General features: G+C 67.0%; 18 protein-coding genes and 1 tRNA gene. 15 read left to right on the plus strand and 4 right to left on the minus strand.

Going from position 1 to position 17389, the window contains the following annotated elements; genetic code table 11:
- The first annotated feature begins 3 nt into the window (after positions 1-3).
- The 10 genes from HV793_RS20925 (at position 4) to HV793_RS20970 (ending at position 8481) form a co-directional block, all read left to right on the plus strand.
- Entirely contained in the window at positions 4-1164 is a 1161-nt protein-coding gene (locus HV793_RS20925) for an acyl-CoA dehydrogenase family protein (protein ID WP_175181165.1), read from the plus strand.
- Positions 1161-2300 (plus strand): CaiB/BaiF CoA transferase family protein, encoded by a 1140-nt coding sequence (locus HV793_RS20930; protein ID WP_244958685.1) that lies wholly within the window; start codon positions 1161-1163, stop codon positions 2298-2300. The genes HV793_RS20925 and HV793_RS20930 overlap by 4 nt, the downstream gene beginning before the upstream one ends.
- A 117-nt stretch (positions 2301-2417) precedes the next feature.
- Complete coding sequence (gene cobA / locus HV793_RS20935) at positions 2418-3209, plus strand: uroporphyrinogen-III C-methyltransferase (protein WP_175159497.1); 792 nt, start codon at positions 2418-2420, stop codon at positions 3207-3209.
- Positions 3188-3535: a c-type cytochrome gene (locus HV793_RS20940; protein ID WP_082400648.1), complete on the plus strand. Its 348-nt coding sequence runs from the start codon at positions 3188-3190 to the stop codon at positions 3533-3535. Before cobA ends, HV793_RS20940 begins: the two co-directional genes overlap by 22 nt.
- A gap of 7 nt (positions 3536-3542) precedes the next feature.
- Positions 3543-4712 (plus strand): cytochrome D1 domain-containing protein, encoded by a 1170-nt coding sequence (locus HV793_RS20945; protein WP_175181168.1) that lies wholly within the window; start codon positions 3543-3545, stop codon positions 4710-4712.
- On the plus strand, positions 4702-5700 hold the full coding sequence (gene ahbB, locus HV793_RS20950) for a siroheme decarboxylase subunit beta (protein ID WP_217481787.1): 999 nt from the start codon (positions 4702-4704) through the stop codon (positions 5698-5700). Before HV793_RS20945 ends, ahbB (HV793_RS20950) begins: the two co-directional genes overlap by 11 nt.
- Positions 5693-6178, plus strand: coding sequence for an Lrp/AsnC family transcriptional regulator (locus tag HV793_RS20955; protein ID WP_175181170.1), 486 nt, complete (start codon positions 5693-5695; stop codon positions 6176-6178). The genes ahbB (HV793_RS20950) and HV793_RS20955 overlap by 8 nt, the downstream gene beginning before the upstream one ends.
- Position 6179: 1 nt before the next feature.
- Entirely contained in the window at positions 6180-6698 is a 519-nt protein-coding gene (gene ahbB / locus HV793_RS20960) for a siroheme decarboxylase subunit beta (protein WP_175213877.1), read from the plus strand.
- Between the two features lie 13 nt (positions 6699-6711).
- Positions 6712-7851, plus strand: a complete 1140-nt coding sequence (gene nirJ, locus HV793_RS20965; protein WP_125470934.1) for a heme d1 biosynthesis radical SAM protein NirJ — start codon at positions 6712-6714, stop codon at positions 7849-7851.
- Positions 7852-8481 (plus strand): DUF4202 domain-containing protein, encoded by a 630-nt coding sequence (locus HV793_RS20970; protein WP_054450225.1) that lies wholly within the window; start codon positions 7852-7854, stop codon positions 8479-8481. It abuts the gene before it with no gap.
- Between the two features lie 35 nt (positions 8482-8516).
- Here the strand turns inward: HV793_RS20970 and HV793_RS20975 are convergent, their stop codons facing one another.
- From HV793_RS20975 to HV793_RS20985, 3 genes are read right to left on the minus strand one after another with little or no spacing between them, the layout of a single operon-like run.
- On the minus strand, positions 8517-9509 hold the full coding sequence (locus HV793_RS20975; protein WP_054450226.1) for a precorrin-2 dehydrogenase/sirohydrochlorin ferrochelatase family protein: 993 nt from the start codon (positions 9507-9509) through the stop codon (positions 8517-8519).
- Positions 9510-9523: 14 nt separating this feature from the next.
- Complete coding sequence (locus HV793_RS20980; protein WP_054450228.1) at positions 9524-9871, minus strand: c-type cytochrome; 348 nt, start codon at positions 9869-9871, stop codon at positions 9524-9526.
- A gap of 16 nt (positions 9872-9887) precedes the next feature.
- Entirely contained in the window at positions 9888-11447 is a 1560-nt protein-coding gene (locus HV793_RS20985) for a nitrite reductase (protein WP_119450851.1), read from the minus strand.
- 233 nt (positions 11448-11680) lie between these two features.
- Here HV793_RS20985 and pdxR point away from each other — a divergent pair, with 233 nt between their 5' ends.
- On the plus strand, positions 11681-13207 hold the full coding sequence (gene pdxR / locus HV793_RS20990) for a MocR-like pyridoxine biosynthesis transcription factor PdxR (RefSeq protein WP_175213878.1): 1527 nt from the start codon (positions 11681-11683) through the stop codon (positions 13205-13207).
- Between the two features lie 167 nt (positions 13208-13374).
- Positions 13375-14736 carry a c-type cytochrome biogenesis protein CcsB gene (gene ccsB / locus HV793_RS20995; protein ID WP_175213879.1) on the plus strand — a complete coding sequence of 454 codons (1362 nt, stop codon included), beginning with the start codon at positions 13375-13377 and terminating at the stop codon, positions 14734-14736.
- A 47-nt stretch (positions 14737-14783) separates the two neighbouring features.
- Here the strand turns inward: ccsB and HV793_RS21000 are convergent.
- Positions 14784-14871 (minus strand) — tRNA-Ser (locus HV793_RS21000).
- 115 nt (positions 14872-14986) lie between these two features.
- Here HV793_RS21000 and HV793_RS21005 point away from each other — a divergent pair.
- From HV793_RS21005 to secG, 3 genes are all read left to right on the plus strand, one after another.
- A complete protein-coding gene (locus tag HV793_RS21005; protein ID WP_175213880.1) occupies positions 14987-15964 on the plus strand; it encodes an NAD(P)H-quinone oxidoreductase in 978 nt (325 codons plus the stop codon).
- Between the two features lie 140 nt (positions 15965-16104).
- Positions 16105-16851, plus strand: a complete 747-nt coding sequence (tpiA, locus tag HV793_RS21010; protein WP_175213881.1) for a triose-phosphate isomerase — start codon at positions 16105-16107, stop codon at positions 16849-16851.
- Positions 16852-16872: 21 nt separating this feature from the next.
- Positions 16873-17364, plus strand: coding sequence for a preprotein translocase subunit SecG (gene secG / locus HV793_RS21015; protein ID WP_054450241.1), 492 nt, complete (start codon positions 16873-16875; stop codon positions 17362-17364).
- Positions 17365-17389 lie beyond the last annotated feature (25 nt).

A 17389-nucleotide genomic window follows, 5' to 3' on the forward strand; every position in this document is an offset into this window, starting at 1 on the left:
GACATGGCCCAAGACGACAAACAGGCGCTGACCGGCCTGCGCACCCGGTTGCAGCAGTACCTGCAGGACGAACTCATACCGTTGGAACAGTCGCTCGGCCTGGGGTACGAGGACAAGTTCGGGCGCGACCTGGTGCAGTCCGTGTGGAAACGATGCCGGGCGCTGGGATTCTATGGAGCGCAGCTGCCGCGCGAGCTGGGCGGGCAGGGGCTGTCCTACCGCGACCTGTGCGTGCTCAAGGACGACGTCGCGGCATCCGGCGCCATCCTGTTCCCCCATGTGCTGGGGGATTGGGGCGGTCCTTCGCGCATCGGCAACCTGGTCCAGTATGCGACCCCGTACCAGCACGACCGCTACATCATGCCCGTGGTCAACGCCGAGCGCGGCGCCTGCTTCGCCATGACCGAGCCGCAGTCGGGCTCCGACGCTACCCGCTTGCAGACCGTCGCGGTGGCCGACGGCGACGATTACATCGTGACCGGGGTCAAGCACTACATTACCGCCTCGACGTTCGCCGATTTCGCCATCACCATGTGCGTCACCGATCCTGACCGGGGCGCGGAAGGCATATCCGCGATTTTCATCGATCTGGACAGCCCCGGCGTACGGCTGGTGCACGATTGCGTGCCGATGACAGGCCAGTATGTCGATGCGGACATCGTGCTGGATCAGGTCCGGGTGCCGAAGAAGAACCTGATCGGCAAGGAAGGGCAGGGTTTCAAGATCGCCATGAACCGCGTCAGCGTGAACCGCCTGCTGCATTGCCCGACCATGATAGGCCTGGCGCGCCAGGCTTTCAGGCTGGCTGTGGACTACGCCAAGCACCGGCAGCAGTTTGGCGGCCCCATCAGCCGCTTCCAGGCCATCCAGCACATGCTGGCCGACATGGCGACGGCCCTCTATGCCTGCGAACAGATGGTGCTTGCCACGGCAGAGCGTGCCGACTCGGGCGAGGACGTGCGCGACGCGGCGTCGATGTGCAAGCTGTTCGTGTCCGAGCGTTGCTTCGAAATTGCCGACAAGGCCATGCAGATCCATGGAAACGTGGGAGTGACGAAGAACCATCCGGTGGAGTTCATCTTCCGCCGCCTGCGCCTGTACCGCATCGTCACTGGAACCAGCGAAATCCAGCGCAATACCATCGCAAAGGGGATACTCGCATGAGCGCCGGCGCAGAGCAGGGGGCGGCGGACTACCTGAGCGGCATGTCTGTGCTCGACCTGGGCCAACTGCACCCTGGGCCGTACACCGCCATGTTGCTGGGTCAGTTGGGGGCGACCGTGATCAAGGTGGAAAAGCCGCAGGGCGACACCGCTCGCCAGTTGGGAGCCGAGACCTTCGCCAAGTACAACCGGGGCAAGCAGTCCATCTGCCTCGATCTGAAGCGCGAAGAAGACAAGCGCGTCCTGCTGCAACTGGTGGCAGGCAGCGACGTCGTGGTGGAGGGTTTCAGGCCTGGCGTAATGGCCAATCTGGGACTGGACTACACGCAATTGGCGCGCGTCAATCCGCGGGTGGTGCTGTGTTCGATTTCGGGATTCGGGCAGACAGGGCCCTATGCGCAACGGCCCGGCCATGACGTGAATTACATGGCCCTGGCCGGATACTGGGCCGTGCCGTCGCAGGTGCGCGATGTCATGGCGCGGCCGCGATTGCGCCTGTCGGACTACTGCGCGGCCATGCACGCCGCGCTCGCGATACTGGCTGCCGTGCAGGACGCGCGCGAGTCCGGCGTGGGGCAGCATTTGGACGTGTCGATCCATGACACCATGACGGCATGGATGGCCCCTGCATTGCAGGCGATGAACGGTCCTGCTGGCCCGGAGGTGGCGCATCTGCCCCATGTCATGCCTGACAACGACGTCTTCGAGACGGCGGACGGCCGGCATCTTGCGCTCGGCATTCTGGAGGAATCGTTCTGGCGCAACCTTTGCGTGGCGCTGGCCCCGGCTTGCCCGGACCTGAACGCGCCGGGCTACCAGACGAGGGCGGGGCGGATGCGCGACAAGCGAGCCTTGAACGATCGACTGCGCGAATTGTTCAAGAGCCGCAACCTGGCGGATTGGGAACGCCTGTTCGACGGTCACGATATCCCCTGGGCGCCAGTACTGCGGCACGATGAAGTGTTCGAGGACCCGCACGTCAGACATCGCGGGGTCGTTGCCGATACGCCGGCAGGACGCGTGGTGGGCTTCCCGGTGAAGTTCTCCAAACCCCTGCCGTCGATGGCGCGGGAGGTCCCCGGCCTGGACCAGCATCGCGCACAGATCCTGGCGCGTTTGCGTGCCCAGGCGTCCTGAACGCCCCTGGCGCACCCATTGCACTTGCGTCGACCGTACCTATTGCAGCCGCCTGTCGCTTCCTACACTTCCTCCTGAAGCCTTATTTTGCGCAGCCTGGCTGCAAGGGAGGGAGTAGTGAGCGGAACGGTTTACCTGGTTGGCGCCGGTCCGGGCGATCCCGAATTGCTGACGGTGCGCGCCTTGCGGCTATTGCAGCAGGCCGATGCCGTGGTCTGCGACAGGCTGGTAGGCGGCGGCATCCTGCCCCTCATCAATCCCGCCGCGCAGTTCCATGACGTAGGCAAGATGGCGGGCGACTGCCGCCACCGGCAGGAAGACATCCATCAGCTGCTGTTGGCGCTGGCGGGGTCTTGCTCCCGCGTCGTGCGCTTGAAGGGCGGCGATCCGTTCATTTTCGGGCGCGGCGGCGAGGAGCTGCTGTTCCTGTCGCGGCACGGCGTGCCGGTTGAGGTCGTGCCGGGCATCAGCGCCGCCAACGGCTGCGCGGCAGCGCTGGGCATACCCCTGACGCATCGGGGCGTGGCGGCCAGCGTGCGTTTCATCACGGGCCATCTGCGGGACGACGCCGGCCTTGAACTGGACTGGAGTTCGCTGGCCGATCCCACCTGTACCCTGGTGTTCTACATGGCGGTGGCCAACGCCGCCGAGATCGTCGCGTCCTTGCAGCGGCATGGGCGCGGCGGCGACACGCCGGCCGCGCTGGTTCATTCCGGCACCACCGAAGCCCAGGACTGGACGGTGGCCCCCTTGCGCCAGATTCCGCAGCTGGTGGCCGGCTTCAAGCCGCCCACGCTGCTGGTGGTCGGCGACGTGGTGCGACTGGCGCAGCGCGCCTGGTCCGCCGCCGCGGCGGGACAGCTGTTGTTGCGTGACGCGGCCGAGCCATGCGCCCCGGTCGCGGCCTGACATGCCTGGCGCTGGCCTGTTGCACGGGGCTGGGAGCGGCGGTGGGCCGGACGCAGGCGGCGCCGGACCTCGATCCCGTCGATCAGCAGCGACTCATACACCTGGTGCGGCAGGACTGCGGCTCCTGCCATGGATTGCGCCTGAATGGCGGCCTGGGGCCGGCGTTGACGCCGCAAGCGCTTGCTGGCAAGCCGCCGGCCTATCTCGAACAGGCGATTCTGCACGGGCTGCCCGGCACCGCCATGCCCGGGTGGCGCGGCATGCTTGCGCCCGACGAAGCCGCCTGGATCGCCGCGCGGCTGCTCAAGGGCTTTCCAGAGGAATAAAACGTTCATGAAACTGCGTTTCCTGTTCGTCCTGGCCGCCGTTGTGCTGGCCGGCTGCGCCGCGGCCACCGACCCGCGCGGCACCAACGACCTGGGCATGGTGATAGAGCGTGCCGACGGCGCCGTCTCCATCGTCGAAACCAGCGGACAGACCCGGCTGGCGCGGGTCGAAGGGCTGGGCGACCTTTCCCATGCGCACATCGCCTATTCCCGCGATGGCCGCTACGGCTACGTCTTCGGCCGGGACGGCGGGCTGACCAAGGTGGATCTGCTGCGGAAACGCGTGGACCGTCGCAGCATCCAGTCCGGCAATGCGATCGGCGGCGCCATTTCGCAGGACGGGCGGCTGATCGTGGTGCAGAACTACACGCCCGGCGGCATCAAGGTCTTCGACGCTGTGACCTTGCGCCAGATCAGCGAAGTGCCCGCCGAGTATGCGCCGGGCAGGCGCTCCAAGGTCGTCGGCCTGGCGGACCTGCCTGGACAGAAGTTCGCCTACGCGCTGTTCGACGCGGGCGAGATCTGGATCACGGATCTGTCGGACCCCGCCCGGCCGTCCACACAACGCCACAAGGCCGGTCGCCAGCCCTACGACGCGCTGGTCACCCCGGACGGCCGCTATTACATCGCCGGGTTGTTCGGCGAGGATGCGCTGGCCATGATGGACCTCTGGCATCCGGAGGCCGGCGTGCGCAAGATCCTGCAGGGCTATGGGCGCGGCGAGGAAGCGTTGCCGGTCTACAAGATGCCCCACCTGCGAGGCTGGAGCGCGGCGGGCGGACGCCTGTTCCTGCCCGCCATCGGCAGGCACGAGGTGCTGGTGGTGGATACCGCCACCTGGCAGGAGACCGGCCGCATCGCCACGCTGGGCCAGCCGGTGTTCGTCATGGCGCAGCCCGATGGCCGCCGCGTCTGGGTCAACTTTGCGGTGCCGGACAACGGCCAGGTACAGGTCATCGACACCGAAACCCTGGCCGTGGTCCGGACGCTGGCACCTGGCCGCGGCGTGTTGCACATGGAATTCACGCCGCGAGGAGAGGCGGTATGGCTGTCGGCGCGCGACGATGACCGGGTGGTGGTGTATGACACCCGGACGCTGCAACGCGGCGCCACGCTGGACATTCCCAAGCCCAGCGGCATTTTCTTCACCAACAGGAGCGGCCGCATTGGCTTCTGAACTGTCCGATTCCGATCTGCGTCTGCTCGATGGCTGGCAGCGGGACTTTCCGCTGGTCTCGCGGCCCTACGCCTTGCTGGCCGAGCGCGTCGGCCTGGATGAAGACACGGTGCTGGCGCGCTTTCAGCGGTGGCAGCGCGAGGGGCTCGTGAGCCGTGTCGGTCCGGTGCTGCACCAGTCCTGCTTTGCCAGCGCGCTGGTCGGCATGCACGTGCCGTCCGCCCGCCTGGATCAGGTTGCCGCCTACGTCAGCAGCCTGCCACAGGTCAATCACAACTACGAGCGCGAACATGCCTTGAACTTGTGGTTCGTCGCCGCCTGCCGCAAGCCTGGCGCGTTGGCGCGCTTGCTGGCGCGGATCGCACAGGCCTCCGGCTGCGAGCCGCTGGCCTTGCCCATGGAGGCCGAGTACCACATCGACCTGGGTTTCAGTCTGAGCGCGCCACAACAACGCACGACGCCGCAGCGCAGCGGCGGACGAGCCGTGCTGCCACCCGCCGGCAGCGCGCAAGAGGCCTTGCTCCATGCCGTGCAGGATGGGTTGGACCTTTGCGCGCACCCCTATCGCCGGTTGGGACTACTTGCGGGGCTGGATGAGGACGAGACGCTGCGCCTGCTGGAGCGCTGGCAGCGCGCAGGCCTGTTCCGCCGTTTCGGCGTGGTGCTGAGACATCGCCAGCTGGGCTTTCGCGCCAATGCGATGTGCGTCTGGAACGTGGACGACACGCGGGTGGATGCGCTGGGGCAGCGGCTTGGCGCCGAGCCCGGCGTCACGCTTTGCTACCGGCGCACGCGGCGCTTGCCGCAATGGCCCTACAACCTCTTCTGCATGATCCACGGCAAGGAGCGGAAAGCGGTGCAGGCGCTGCGCAATGCCATCGCCGGCCGTCTTGGACTTGATGCCTGGCCGCATGCGGTGCTGTTCTCGACCAGATGTTTCAAGCAGCGCGGTGCGAGGTTCGTGCCGGAAGAGGCGACGCATGGTTAGGTCCAAGGACATTGCCGCGGGCATGCCGCTGGGCTTGGACGCTGCCGACCGCAAGCTGATCAACCGCCTGCAGGGCGGCTTTCCGATCAGCCCGCGTCCGTTCGCGGACGTCGCGCGGGCGCTGGGGCTGGACGAAGACGCCGTGATCGCGCGGGTAGCCCGCTTGCGCGAGTGCGGCGCGCTGAGCCGTTTCGGCCCGCTGTTCCAGATCGAGCGCGCCGGCGGCGCGTACTGCCTGGCGGCGATGGCCGTGCCGCAGGCGCAATGGGAGCGGGTCGTGGCCCTGGTCAACCGCCGGGTCGAAGTGGCGCACAACTACCGCCGCGAGCATGCGTTGAACATGTGGTTCGTGCTGGCGGCGGCTGATCCCGCCGAAGTTGCCGCCTGTTTGCGCGCCATTGAGCAGGAGACGGGCCTGCCCGTGCTGGCGTTTCCGAAGGAGCGCGAGTACTTCCTTGAAATGAAGCTGGAGGTCTGAGATGGACGCAGCCGGCCTGACTCCGTTCGAACTGTCCCTGGTCCGCGCCACGCAGGAGGGGCTGCCGATCCGGCGGGATCCATACCGGGCCGTGGCCGCGCGGCTGGGCGTCACCGAAGCCGAGGTGATGGCGCAGTTGCGCGACATGCTCGCGCGCGGCGTGATACGGCGCATCGGCGTGGTACCCAACCACTACGCGCTCGGATTCGTGGCCAACGCCATGTCGGTCTGGGACGTGGAAGACGGTCAGGCCGACGCTGTGGGAGCCTGGTTGGGCCAGCGCGCGGACGTGAGCCATTGCTACCGGCGTCCCCGGCATCCGCCGCTGTGGCGCTACAACCTCTACGCCATGCTGCACGGGACCGATCGCGCGGCGGTGCTGGCGCGCATCGATGACGTCGCCGAGGCCTTGCACGCGCGCTTTCCGGACGCCCTGCGTGCGCACGACGCGCTGTTTTCCTCGGCAATCCTGAAAAAGACCGGCCTGCGCCTGAAAGAAGGCCAGGGGCCGGCAGCATAGCGAGGAATTCCGCATGTTCCGCATCTCTGCCTTCGTGTCTGAACTGCTGCGTCCCACGCCGCTTGCGCCACGCCGTGGGGCGGCCGGACCCGTGGTGATCTGGAACCTGATCCGGCGCTGCAACCTGCATTGCCGGCATTGCTACTCCGCTTCGGTCGACAAGGATTTCGCCGGCGAATTGGACTACGCCGAGGTCTGCGCAGTCATGGACGATCTGCATGCCTACGGTGTGAGGGCGCTGATCCTGTCTGGCGGCGAACCGCTGTTGCGGCCGGACATTTTCGATATTGCGCGCCGGGCCAAGGCCATGGGCTTCTACGTGGGCCTGTCGTCCAATGGCACTCTGATAGACGGGTGCAACATCGAGTCCATCGCCGGTTGCGGCTTCGACTACGTGGGCATTTCGCTGGACGGCCTGGGCGCGACGCACGACCGCTTCCGGGGCGAGGCGGGCGCCTTCGATGCCTCGCTGGCAGGCATCCGGCTGTGCAGGGACCGCGGCCTCAAGGTCGGCATCCGCTACACCCTGACCCAGGGCAACGCCGACGATCTTCCCGGGCTGCTGGCATTGCTGGACGCCGAGAATGTCGACCGCTTCTACTTTTCACACTTGAACTACGCCGGCCGCGGCGGCCGCAACCGGGGCGAGGACAGCCATCACCGCATGACGCGCGCGGCCATGGAGCGGATCTTCGAAACCTGCCTGGAACAAGCCGCGGCCGGCAGACCGCGTGAGTTCACGTCCGGCAACAACGATGCCGACGGCGTGTTCTTCCTGCACTGGGTGCGTCGCCGGTTCCCGCAGAGCGCGCCGCATATCGAGGCCAGGCTGCGCCTGTGGGGCGGCAACGCCAGCGGCATGAACGTCGCGAACATCGACAATCGCGGCAATGTCCATGCCGACACCATGTGGTGGCACTACACTCTGGGAAATGTGCGCTTGCGGCCCTTTTCGGAGATCTGGTCGGATCCCGCCGAACCCTTGCTCAAGCTGCTGCGGCTGCGGCCGCGGCCCGTCAAGGGACGCTGCGCCAGCTGCGCCCACCTGGACATCTGCAACGGCAACACCCGCATCCGTGCGCAGAAGCAGTCGGGCGACCTCTGGGCCGAGGACCCCGGCTGTTATCTGACCGAAGACGAGACAGGAGTGTGAATGGAATTCCCGCCCAACCCGGTGGATGCAGAAGACGCGCCGCTGCAGCGCGCCTGGCAGCTGTTCGATGAGTACAACCGGCGCGATCCCAATCTGGTCGCCTGGAATGGCGCGATGCAGCCGCGCGAATGGCTGCACGCCCAATTCCTCCACGCCTGGGTGACGAAGCTGGCCCCGCAGGCCGGCTCTGCCTTGCGGCTGGCCGCCCGCTGCCAGCACATCGGCCGCTGGGAGGTCCCGCGCGAGGCCTGTCCGGCCGGCAGGGCTGGCTATCTGCAATGGCGCAATACGCTCAAGGAGCATCACGCGGACGTCGCCGCAAGGCTGTTAGCCAGCGCAGGCCATGACGCGCAAACCATGCAGGCGGTGCTGAAGATCGTGCGCAAGCAGGGCATCAAGCGCGATGCCGACGTCCAATGCATGGAGAACGCGCTGTGCCTGGTGTTTTTGGAGCACCAGTACGAGGAATTCTGCGAACGCTATCCGGACAAGGTCGTCGCGGTGTTGCAGAAGACCTGGCACAAGATGGACGAAGCCGGCAGGCAGGCGGCTGCGTCACTGTCCTTCAGCGAGCGGGGCCAGGCTTATCTGGCGGCTGCGCTGGCGGGTGGCGAGGAAGCGGGGACCTGACTTCCTGATCGCGGCGCTGGTCCGGGGCCGGACGTTCACAGGACGTTGCATGCCACGCCGCAAGCCGATATTCGTCGAGCCAGCAGCTTCGCGTCATGCGCGGTTCCCAGCAGCAGGACGGCGCGCTGGCCCGCCTGCACCTGGCGGGCCAGCCAGTCCAGTCCCGCGCCTGCGGCCACGGCCGGATCAGGCTGCAGGCCCGGGCCTTTCAGCTCGATTCTCGCCGCGTCCCGCCGTGCCTTGTCCAATATGGCCGGATTGACCGCCGGCACGTGCGCGACCAGGTCGGCCTGGTTCAGCAGGCGCAAGGCGCGCAGGGTCAACAGATCGGCGGGGCCGTCGGCGGCTGCCAGTATCGTCGCGCTGCCTGTGCGGGGCAGGGTATCGGCCTGCATCGCGGCCTCGAGGGCCAGACCGGCCTGCCTGCCGTCGCCGGCCGCCAGCAACGAGGGCAGCGGGCCGTCCAGCATCCAGTCGTAGAAGTCGCGACGTTGCTCCAGGTCGCGGAAGCGCGCAACGATGCGGTTGCGATAGCGTGCCGCGAGCCGCGCCAGATCTCCCGTGCTTTCGTCGAGCAAGGCTTCGAGCCGTTCGCGGATGCGCCGCGCCAGCACGGGCGCACAGCCTCCTGAAGAAATCGCCACCACCAGCGGAGAACGGTCCAGGATGGCGGGCACTTGTATCGTCGAAAGAACGGGATCGTCGACCACGTTGCAGGGAATGCGGCGCGCAAGCGCCGCCGCGGCAACCGCCTGGTTCGTGCCGCCCTGATCGGTCGCGGCCACCGCCAGCCAGGCGCCGTCCAGGCAGGCCGGCGAGAAGACGGCCGGCATATGCTGGAACTGGTCCTGGTCCGCGGCTGCGCGCAGCCAGGGCGTCAGGGCCGGCGCCGCCACGGCAACGGCGGCGCCGGCCCTGAGCAGCAGCCTGATCTTGCGTTCGGCCACGGCCCCGCCGCCCACCACGACCACCCGCCGGCCGGCCAGGTTGAAGTACACCGGGAAGAGCATCGCGGATGGCGCGTCCATGGCGGCCTGCTCCCTTACTTGCGGCTGGAGAAGTACTGGGCCAGTTCCTGGATGGCTTCGGGGCTCAAGGGCTCGGCCATCGAACTCATGACCGGGTCATTGCGCTCCCGGGTCTTGAAGGCATTGAGCTGTTTGACCAGGTACTCCATCTTCTGCCCTGCAAGATTGGGGTACAGGCCGACGGCGCTGATGCCGTCCGCGCCATGGCAGGAGGCGCATAGCGGCAGCATGGCGGAGACGCGGGGCGAGAGCGTGTCGGGATTGCCGCCGGCGACCAGGGCGGGCTGCCCGTCGGCGGCCAGCGCGTGCGCGGCGGCCTGGGACAGCAGCAGTGCCGTGAGTATGCGGAATAGCGTTTTCATATGTGGGTTCCTCGGCTCAGAATTTGCGCGTTTCGGACAGGCCGATGGTCAGCCAGCGGGTGCGGGCGCGGGAGAAAATGCCCGAGGGGCTTTCCATCTTGTGTTCCGCCACCAGCTCCAGGGTCTTGCTGTCGTAGATCTTGATGCGGTCGCCCCAGTAGCCCGAGCTGACATAGAGGTAATTGCCGGTGCGGTTGTAGTCGGGGAAGAAGGCATGCCCGCCCACGTCCAGCGTCTTGGCCACTTCCAGCGTGTTCTTGTCGATCAGCTGGATCCAGGCCGCGCGCTTGTCCTTGTCGACAATGTCCACCGCCACGTAGGGCGCGTTCGGATGCGCGGCGGGCGATTCGGTGGCTCCGGCCACCGGGATCTGCTTGACCACGGAAAAGTCCTTGGTGTCCCAGACCGTGACCACGGAGCCCTTTGCGCAGGTGCCGATGTTGGTGCCGAAGGCCAGGAAGCGGCCGTTGACTTCGGTCACCGCGCCCGATCCGACGTGAGGCTGGCAGCCGGCGGGTATGTCGCGCACCACCTTGTCGTCCTTGAAGTCGATCGCGACGATCTTGTTGTCGTCATAGGACGCGACCATGGAGTAGCGCCCGTCGGGCGTGAGGAAGGTGTCATGCAGCATGCGGCCGACCTTGGTCAGCTTGGTCACGGGCATGTCGGGCTTGTCGGGGTCGATGATCCAGATCTGGCCAGCCTGGCGCAGCGTCAGCGCGAACTTATTGTTGATCCGGCTGCCGATGACGGGCCCGCCGGCCGATTTGACGAACTTGCCGTCCGGATCTTCGCCCTCAAGGTCCATGTACTTGACCGGTTCCAGCGTGTCCGCCTTCAGGATGGCGACGCTCTTGGGCACGAACGAACTGATGGCCAGCCACTTGCCGTCGTTGGACAGGGCGATACCGGGGCCGGTCAGGCCGACCTTGGCCTTGCGCACGATCTGCAGCGAGTACAGGTCGATCTTGTAGACCATGCCATCGTCGCTCTTGAGCCAGGCCCAGCGTTCCGCCACGGGGCTGAAATCCATGATGTGCGGCGCCACCGGCGTGGCGATCTCGCCGACCACCTTGTTGGTCTTGCCGTCCAGGAACACGGTGCGCGCATTGTTGCCCGCGTCGCCGCGCCCATAGCGTCCGCGCGCCATGACCACCATCAGGTCGTAGACGGTGTCGATGGCGTAGGTCGGCTTGGCGGGCAGGGTGGCTTCGTCTACCACCACCTGCACGCTGGCGCGGATCTGGTCCAGCCCCCATTTGGGATCGTCCGCCGTCTGCGTCTTGATGAGCCGGGCCAGCGCCCGGATCTCTTCGTCGGACAGGCGGCCCACGAAGGGCGGCATCAGCGTGTCGGGGATGCCGGTCATGATGGTGCCGCGCAGCGCCGCCTCGCTCTGGACCAGGCGGTCGCTGGTCAGGCCCGGCGCGATGTAGCCGCCGCGGTCGGCGCCATGACAGACGGCGCAGTTCTGCTGGAACAGCTGATTCGCCTTGAGGTACTCCCCGGTCGGCGCACTCCAGGCGGCGCCGGCCGAGACGAACAGCAAGGCCGCGCTCAATAGCTTGGTGTGCATGTCGATCTCTCCCGTAAGGTTTTGCCGAAACTGCGGCACATGCACTGTGTCATCGCGGCGCCGGGCCGATAAGGCACGGCTCACGCCTGCGCAATGGTTACGGTCCAATCTGTTTTTTGACATAGGACAAAGTGAGGCCGTGGCCAAAGCACTACCGTGATAGCAAACGGAGCGCGGCCGGCCCGCGCCGCTTCGAAAGGCCGGCGCCATTTTTTGTCCTGTGGTTGTCCGCCATGTTTTCACTCCCGCTCTCTCTATCCCGCCAGGATGCAAAACCCTACAAGCAGCAGATCGCCGACCAGATCGAGGCGTTGATACGCGCCGGACGGCTGCAGGAAGGGGACAGGCTCCCGGCCATCAATCGGATGTCATCGCTGCTGCAGGTGTCGAAGAACACCGTGCTGGGCGCGTATGAACTGCTGATCGATTCCAGCCTGATCCAGAGCAAGCCCAGCCGCGGCTATTTCGTGACGTTGAATCGCAGCCTGGTCATCAATCCGCGTTGCCCCGATTTCGTCCAGGACCGTCCGCCGGTCTACGCCGACGCCGTCAGCCAGGCTCTTTCCAGCGGCGTCTGCGGCCAGTCGCCGCCGATGCCCCTGCGCTATGACTTCAAGGTCGGCCGTCCCTCGGCCCACGCCTTTCCGCTGCGCCAGTTCATCACGCTGTCGAACCAGCTGCTGCGGCATGCGGGCTGCGCCATGGCCGAATATGCGCCGCCGGCCGGCCTGTGGGGCTTGCGCGTGCAGATTGCCGATTACCTGTCGGCGGCCAAGGCGTTGAAGGTCGAACCGGAACAGGTGCTGATCACGGCCGGCAGTCAGGAGGCTTTGAGCCTGATCGCCTCGCATTTCCTGGACCGCCACGGCAGGGCGGTGTTCGAGTCGCCCTGTTACGCGGGATTCAGGAATCTGGTGCGGCGGCATGGCGCGCAGGAGGCGCCGGTTCCGGTGGACGGGCAGGGACTGCGCACGGATCTGTTGCCGGAAGGGCCGGCCAGGCTGGCCTATGTGACGCCGTCGCACCAGTACCCCCTGGGCCACGCCATGTCGCTGTCTCGCAGACGGCAGTTGCTCGAATGGGCGGGCCGCAGCGGCGCGCTGATCATCGAGGACGACTACGACGGCGACTTTTGCTATGAGTCTGTACTGCCCATGCCGCTGGCCGCGATGAGCCCGCGGCAGGTCGTGTACCTGGGGACGTTCTCCAAGACGCTGGGGCCCGGCCTGAGGCTGGGATACATGGTTTGCCCGCCTGCGCTGGTCGACGATTTCGTCGAACGCAAGGCCTTGCTCAACAACGGCAGTCCATGGCTGACGCAGGCCGTGCTGGCGCGCTACTTCGATGAGAACTGTTTCGCGCGCCACCTGCAGACCTTGCGGCGGCGCTACAAGGCGCAGCGCGACGAACTGCTGCGCGGCATCCGCAAGGTCTGGGGTGGACGCGGCCGGATCAGCGGACAGAATTCAGGGATGCACCTGGCCTTCGAACTGCCGGCGGACAGCCCACCCGCCGACGCGGTCGCCGCGGCCGCGCTGGCGCAGGGCGTGAGGCTGTATCCACTGGCCCAGGCCGCCGCCTGTGCGGCCGAGGGCGCCGAGCCCCGACATCTGCTGTTCGGCTTTGCCGGTCTGGATACTGGCGAGATCGCCCAGGCCATGGCGCGCGTGCACGCGGCTTGCAAACAATTGCAGGAATCCTGTCCGGACCGGGCGGCGTCTCGCCCATCTTTGGACGAAGCGCGCTGCGCGGGTGTCTAGCACGCCTGCCGCGTTTCCGGTAGGGACGGTGGCGCAGCGCGGGGACCGGCGGCATCGCTATGCGGCGCTGCCGCGTCGTTCGTAGAATCAATTTGTCCTATGACAATATAAGATTCGTTCGGCCTGTGGGCAACCTGGGGCGGACGGTCACGCATGGAGATGCTGCGATGCCGATTACCGCTACCGGGCCCGTCCCGCTGACTTCCCGCCGGCCCGTGCCGGAGGTTCCGAATGCCGCAGCCCGGAACGGCAGGCGCCTGAACCGGACCGATGCCGCGTTCCTGCTGATCTGCCTTGCCGGCTGCGCCTATGCGTTGGCGGAGTTCGGCCCGTTCCTGAACGGCTACGAGAAAGCGATGCTGATCGGCGCCGTGCCGGCCCTGGCCTGGCTGGGATGGTTGTGGCGCCCCTTGCGGACTCTGGCCCTGTCCAGCGGCGCCAGCGCGCTGCTGGCCGTGTGGCTGTATGCGGGCGGGGCAGGGCTGCTGCAGGGCGATCTAGGGCGCGCCGAAAGCGTCTTCCTGCTCAAGTACCTGCTGTCGTCGCAGTCGTCCATACTCTGGATGAGCTGCCTGTTCGTGCTGGGCACGCTCTGCTACTGGGCGGGACTGGCCCGGCCCGCGATCGCCTGGCTGGGCACTGTCCTGACGTGGGGCGGGGTATGGGCAGGGCTGACCGGCCTGCTGGTGCGCTGGCGCGAAGGGCATCTGCTGGGACCGGATGTCGGACACATTCCAGTCAGCAACCTGTACGAGGTATTTGTTTTTTTCGCGCTGGTCACGGCGCTGTTCTACCTCTACTACGAGGCCCGCTACGCCACGCGGGCGCTGGGCGGCTTCGTCATGCTGGTGGTCGCCTCGATGGTCGTCTTCCTGTCCTGGTATTCGCTCGCGCGCGGCGCCCATCAGATCCAGCCGCTGGTCCCCGCGCTGCAAAGCTGGTGGATGAAGCTGCACGTGCCGGCCAATTTCATTGGCTACGGCACGTTCTCGCTGGCGGGCGCGGTGGGTTTCGCCTACCTGGTCAAGCTGCACGGGCAGAGCGCCGCAGGCAAGCGTCTGATTCCGGTTTTCCTGCTGGGTGCGCTGCTATGCGCCGAGCCGATGATCTTCGGCTCGCGGCGGCTGTCGCCTGTGTGGATGCTGTATTTCGGCGCGGGCGCCATCCTCGTGGGCGCGGTGCTGGCGCTGCGCCGGCCGATTGCCCGCCGGCTGCCGTCCCTGGAGGTGCTGGAGGACATCATGTACCGGGCCATCGCGCTGGGTTTCGCCTTTTTCACCGTGGCCACCGTGCTGGGCGCGTTGTGGGCCGCCGACGCCTGGGGCGCGTACTGGCAATGGGATCCCAAGGAGACCTGGGCGCTGATCGTATGGCTGAACTATGCCGCCTGGCTGCACATGCGGCTGCTCAAGGGGCTGCGGGGAGAGGTGGCGGCCTACTGGGCGCTCGCCGGCCTGGTGGTGACGAGCTTCGCCTTCCTGGGGGTGAACATGTTCCTGTCGGGGCTGCATTCGTACGGCAGCCTGTAGGCCCCTGCCGCCTTGCGGGCGGCGATGCGCGCTGGCATCGGGTGTCTTGGCGGAAGCGGTGAGATTCGAACTCACGAACGGTTGCCCGTTGCCGGTTTTCAAGACCGGTGCAATCGACCACTCTGCCACGCTTCCTGGTATTGCGTATATTCCGGCGATCCGGCCATCAGGCAAACAATATGCCAGGCCGGGAACACGATACGCCGTAAAGGGCGCAATAATAATCCATTTGCTGCAAAGGAGGCACGCGATGCACGCCGTAGAAATCTCTCGCCCTGGTGGCCCCGAGGTCCTGGTCCCCGTGGAGCGCCCCACGCCGGAAACCGGCGCGGGTGAAGTTCTGATCAAAGTCAGCGCCGCAGGCGTCAATCGTCCCGACGTGTTCCAGCGCAAGGGCAACTACGCGCCGCCGCGCGGCGCCTCGGACCTGCCGGGCCTGGAAGTGGCCGGCGAAATCGTCGGCGGCGACCTGGCGGGCAGCGGTTTCGCCATGGGCGACAAGGTCTGCGCCCTGGTGGCGGGCGGCGGCTACGCGGAATACTGCGTGGCGCCCGCGGCGCAATGCCTGCCCATCCCCAAGGGTCTGTCCGACATCGAGGCCGCCGGCCTGCCGGAAACCTATTTCACGGTCTGGAGCAACGTCTTCGACCGCGGCCGCCTGTCCGAAGGCGAGGCGCTGCTGGTGCACGGCGGCGCCAGCGGCATCGGCACCACGGCCATCCAGCTGGCCCGCGCCATGGGCCACAAGGTCTATGCCACCGTCGGCAGCGACGACCGGGCCCGCGCCGTGGAAGCGCTGGGCGCCGAACGCGGCATCAACTACAAGACCCAGGATTTCGTGAAGGAAGTGCTGGACGCCACCCGCGGACGCGGCGTGGACGTGATCCTGGACATGGTGGCCGGCGATTACATCGGCCGCGACATGCAGTGCCTGGCCGACGACGGCCGCATCGTCATCATCGCCCAACTGGGCGGTTCCCACGCCAATGTGGACACGGCCCAGGTCATGCGCCGCCGCCTGACCATCACCGGCTCGACCTTGCGTCCCCGCCCGGTCGCCTTCAAGGGCGCCATTGCCCGTGCGCTGCGCGAACAGGCCTGGCCCTTGCTGGAAAAAGGGGCCATCAAGCCCATCGTGCACGCCACCTTCCCGCTGGCCGAGGCTTCCCGCGCCCATGCCATGATGGAAAGCGGTGAAAACATCGGCAAAATCATCCTGACCATGTAAGAAATGGGGGGCGCTCGGCGTAGCGTCCCGCAACAGGATACAATCACGGGTTTCGCCTGGAATTTTTTCCAGGCAGGCCCGTGGGCGGTTGCTACGCAGCCCTTGGCTCGCCCCAGTCCAACCGATACAGATACCTCGCCATGACTTCAGTCGAAAACCGCGCCCGCCTCGTGCTGGGCAACTGGAAGATGCACGGCAACCTGGCCGAGAACGCCGCGTTGCTGACCGAGCTGCGCGCCGCGGATGCTGCGAGCCACTGCGAAATCGGCATCTGTGTGCCGTTCCCCTATCTCGCGCAGGCGGCGTCGGCCCTGACCGGCAGCAGCGTGTCCTGGGGCGCGCAAGACGTCAGCGCCCATGAAAAGGGCGCCTACACCGGGGAAATCTCCGGCGCCATGCTGAAGGAATTCGGCTGCCGCTGGGCCCTGGCCGGCCACTCCGAGCGCCGCGTGCTGCACGGCGAGACCGACGAAGCCGTCGCCGCCAAGGCCCAGGCCGCGCTGGCCGCCGGCCTGACGCCGGTGGTGTGCGTGGGCGAGTCCCTGGCCGACCGCGAAGCCGGCAACACGCTGGCCGTGATCGAACGCCAGTTGAAGCCCGTGCTGGCGCTGGGCGCCGAGGCGGTTTCGCGCATGGTCCTGGCCTATGAGCCCGTCTGGGCCATCGGCACCGGCCGCACCGCCAGCCCCGAGCAGGCGCAGGAAGTCCATGGCGCCATCCGCGCCGCCCTGCGCGCGCTGGGCGCCGCGCAGGTGCAAGTGTTGTACGGCGGCAGCGTCAAAGCTGCCAATGCCGCCAGTTTGTTCGCCATGACTGATATCGACGGAGCCCTGGTCGGCGGCGCGTCGCTCGTGGCCGAAGAATTTTTGCGAATCGCCGCTATCTAAGTTTCCGTTCCGGAGTCTGTAATGCCCTTGATGCTCAAAATCCTGCTGGCCGTCCAAGTGATCTCGGCGCTGGCTATCATCGTCCTGGTCCTGCTTCAGCAGGGCAAAGGCGCCGACATGGGGTCCGCCTTCGGCAGCGGCTCGGCCGGCAGCCTGTTCGGCGCCACCGGCGCGGCGAACTTCCTCTCGCGCGCGACCAAGTGGGCCGCCGTGGTCTTCTTCGCGTCCACCGCCGGCCTGGCTTATGTCAGCCACAAGGGCAATAGCGGCCCGGCCGTCGACTCGGGCGTGATGCAGAGCTTCCCGGCCGACCGTTCGGTGCCGCAAGTGCCGGGCGCGGCGCCTGCTCCCGCTGGCTCGTCGGTTCCCGGCGCCGCCTCGGTTCCCGGCGCGGGTTCCGTGCCCGCCGCTCCGGCCAAGCCCGACGCGTCGGTGCCCTCGGCCCCGGCCGCTCCCGCCACCCCGGCCGCTCCGGCCGCAGGCGAAAAGCCCGCCGAAACGCCCGCGAAGTAAGGCACAGCAAACGGAAAGGCCGGCA

The sequence above is a fragment of the Achromobacter aegrifaciens genome, from assembly GCF_902859965.1.
GTDB lineage: Bacteria > Pseudomonadota > Gammaproteobacteria > Burkholderiales > Burkholderiaceae_B > Achromobacter > Achromobacter aegrifaciens.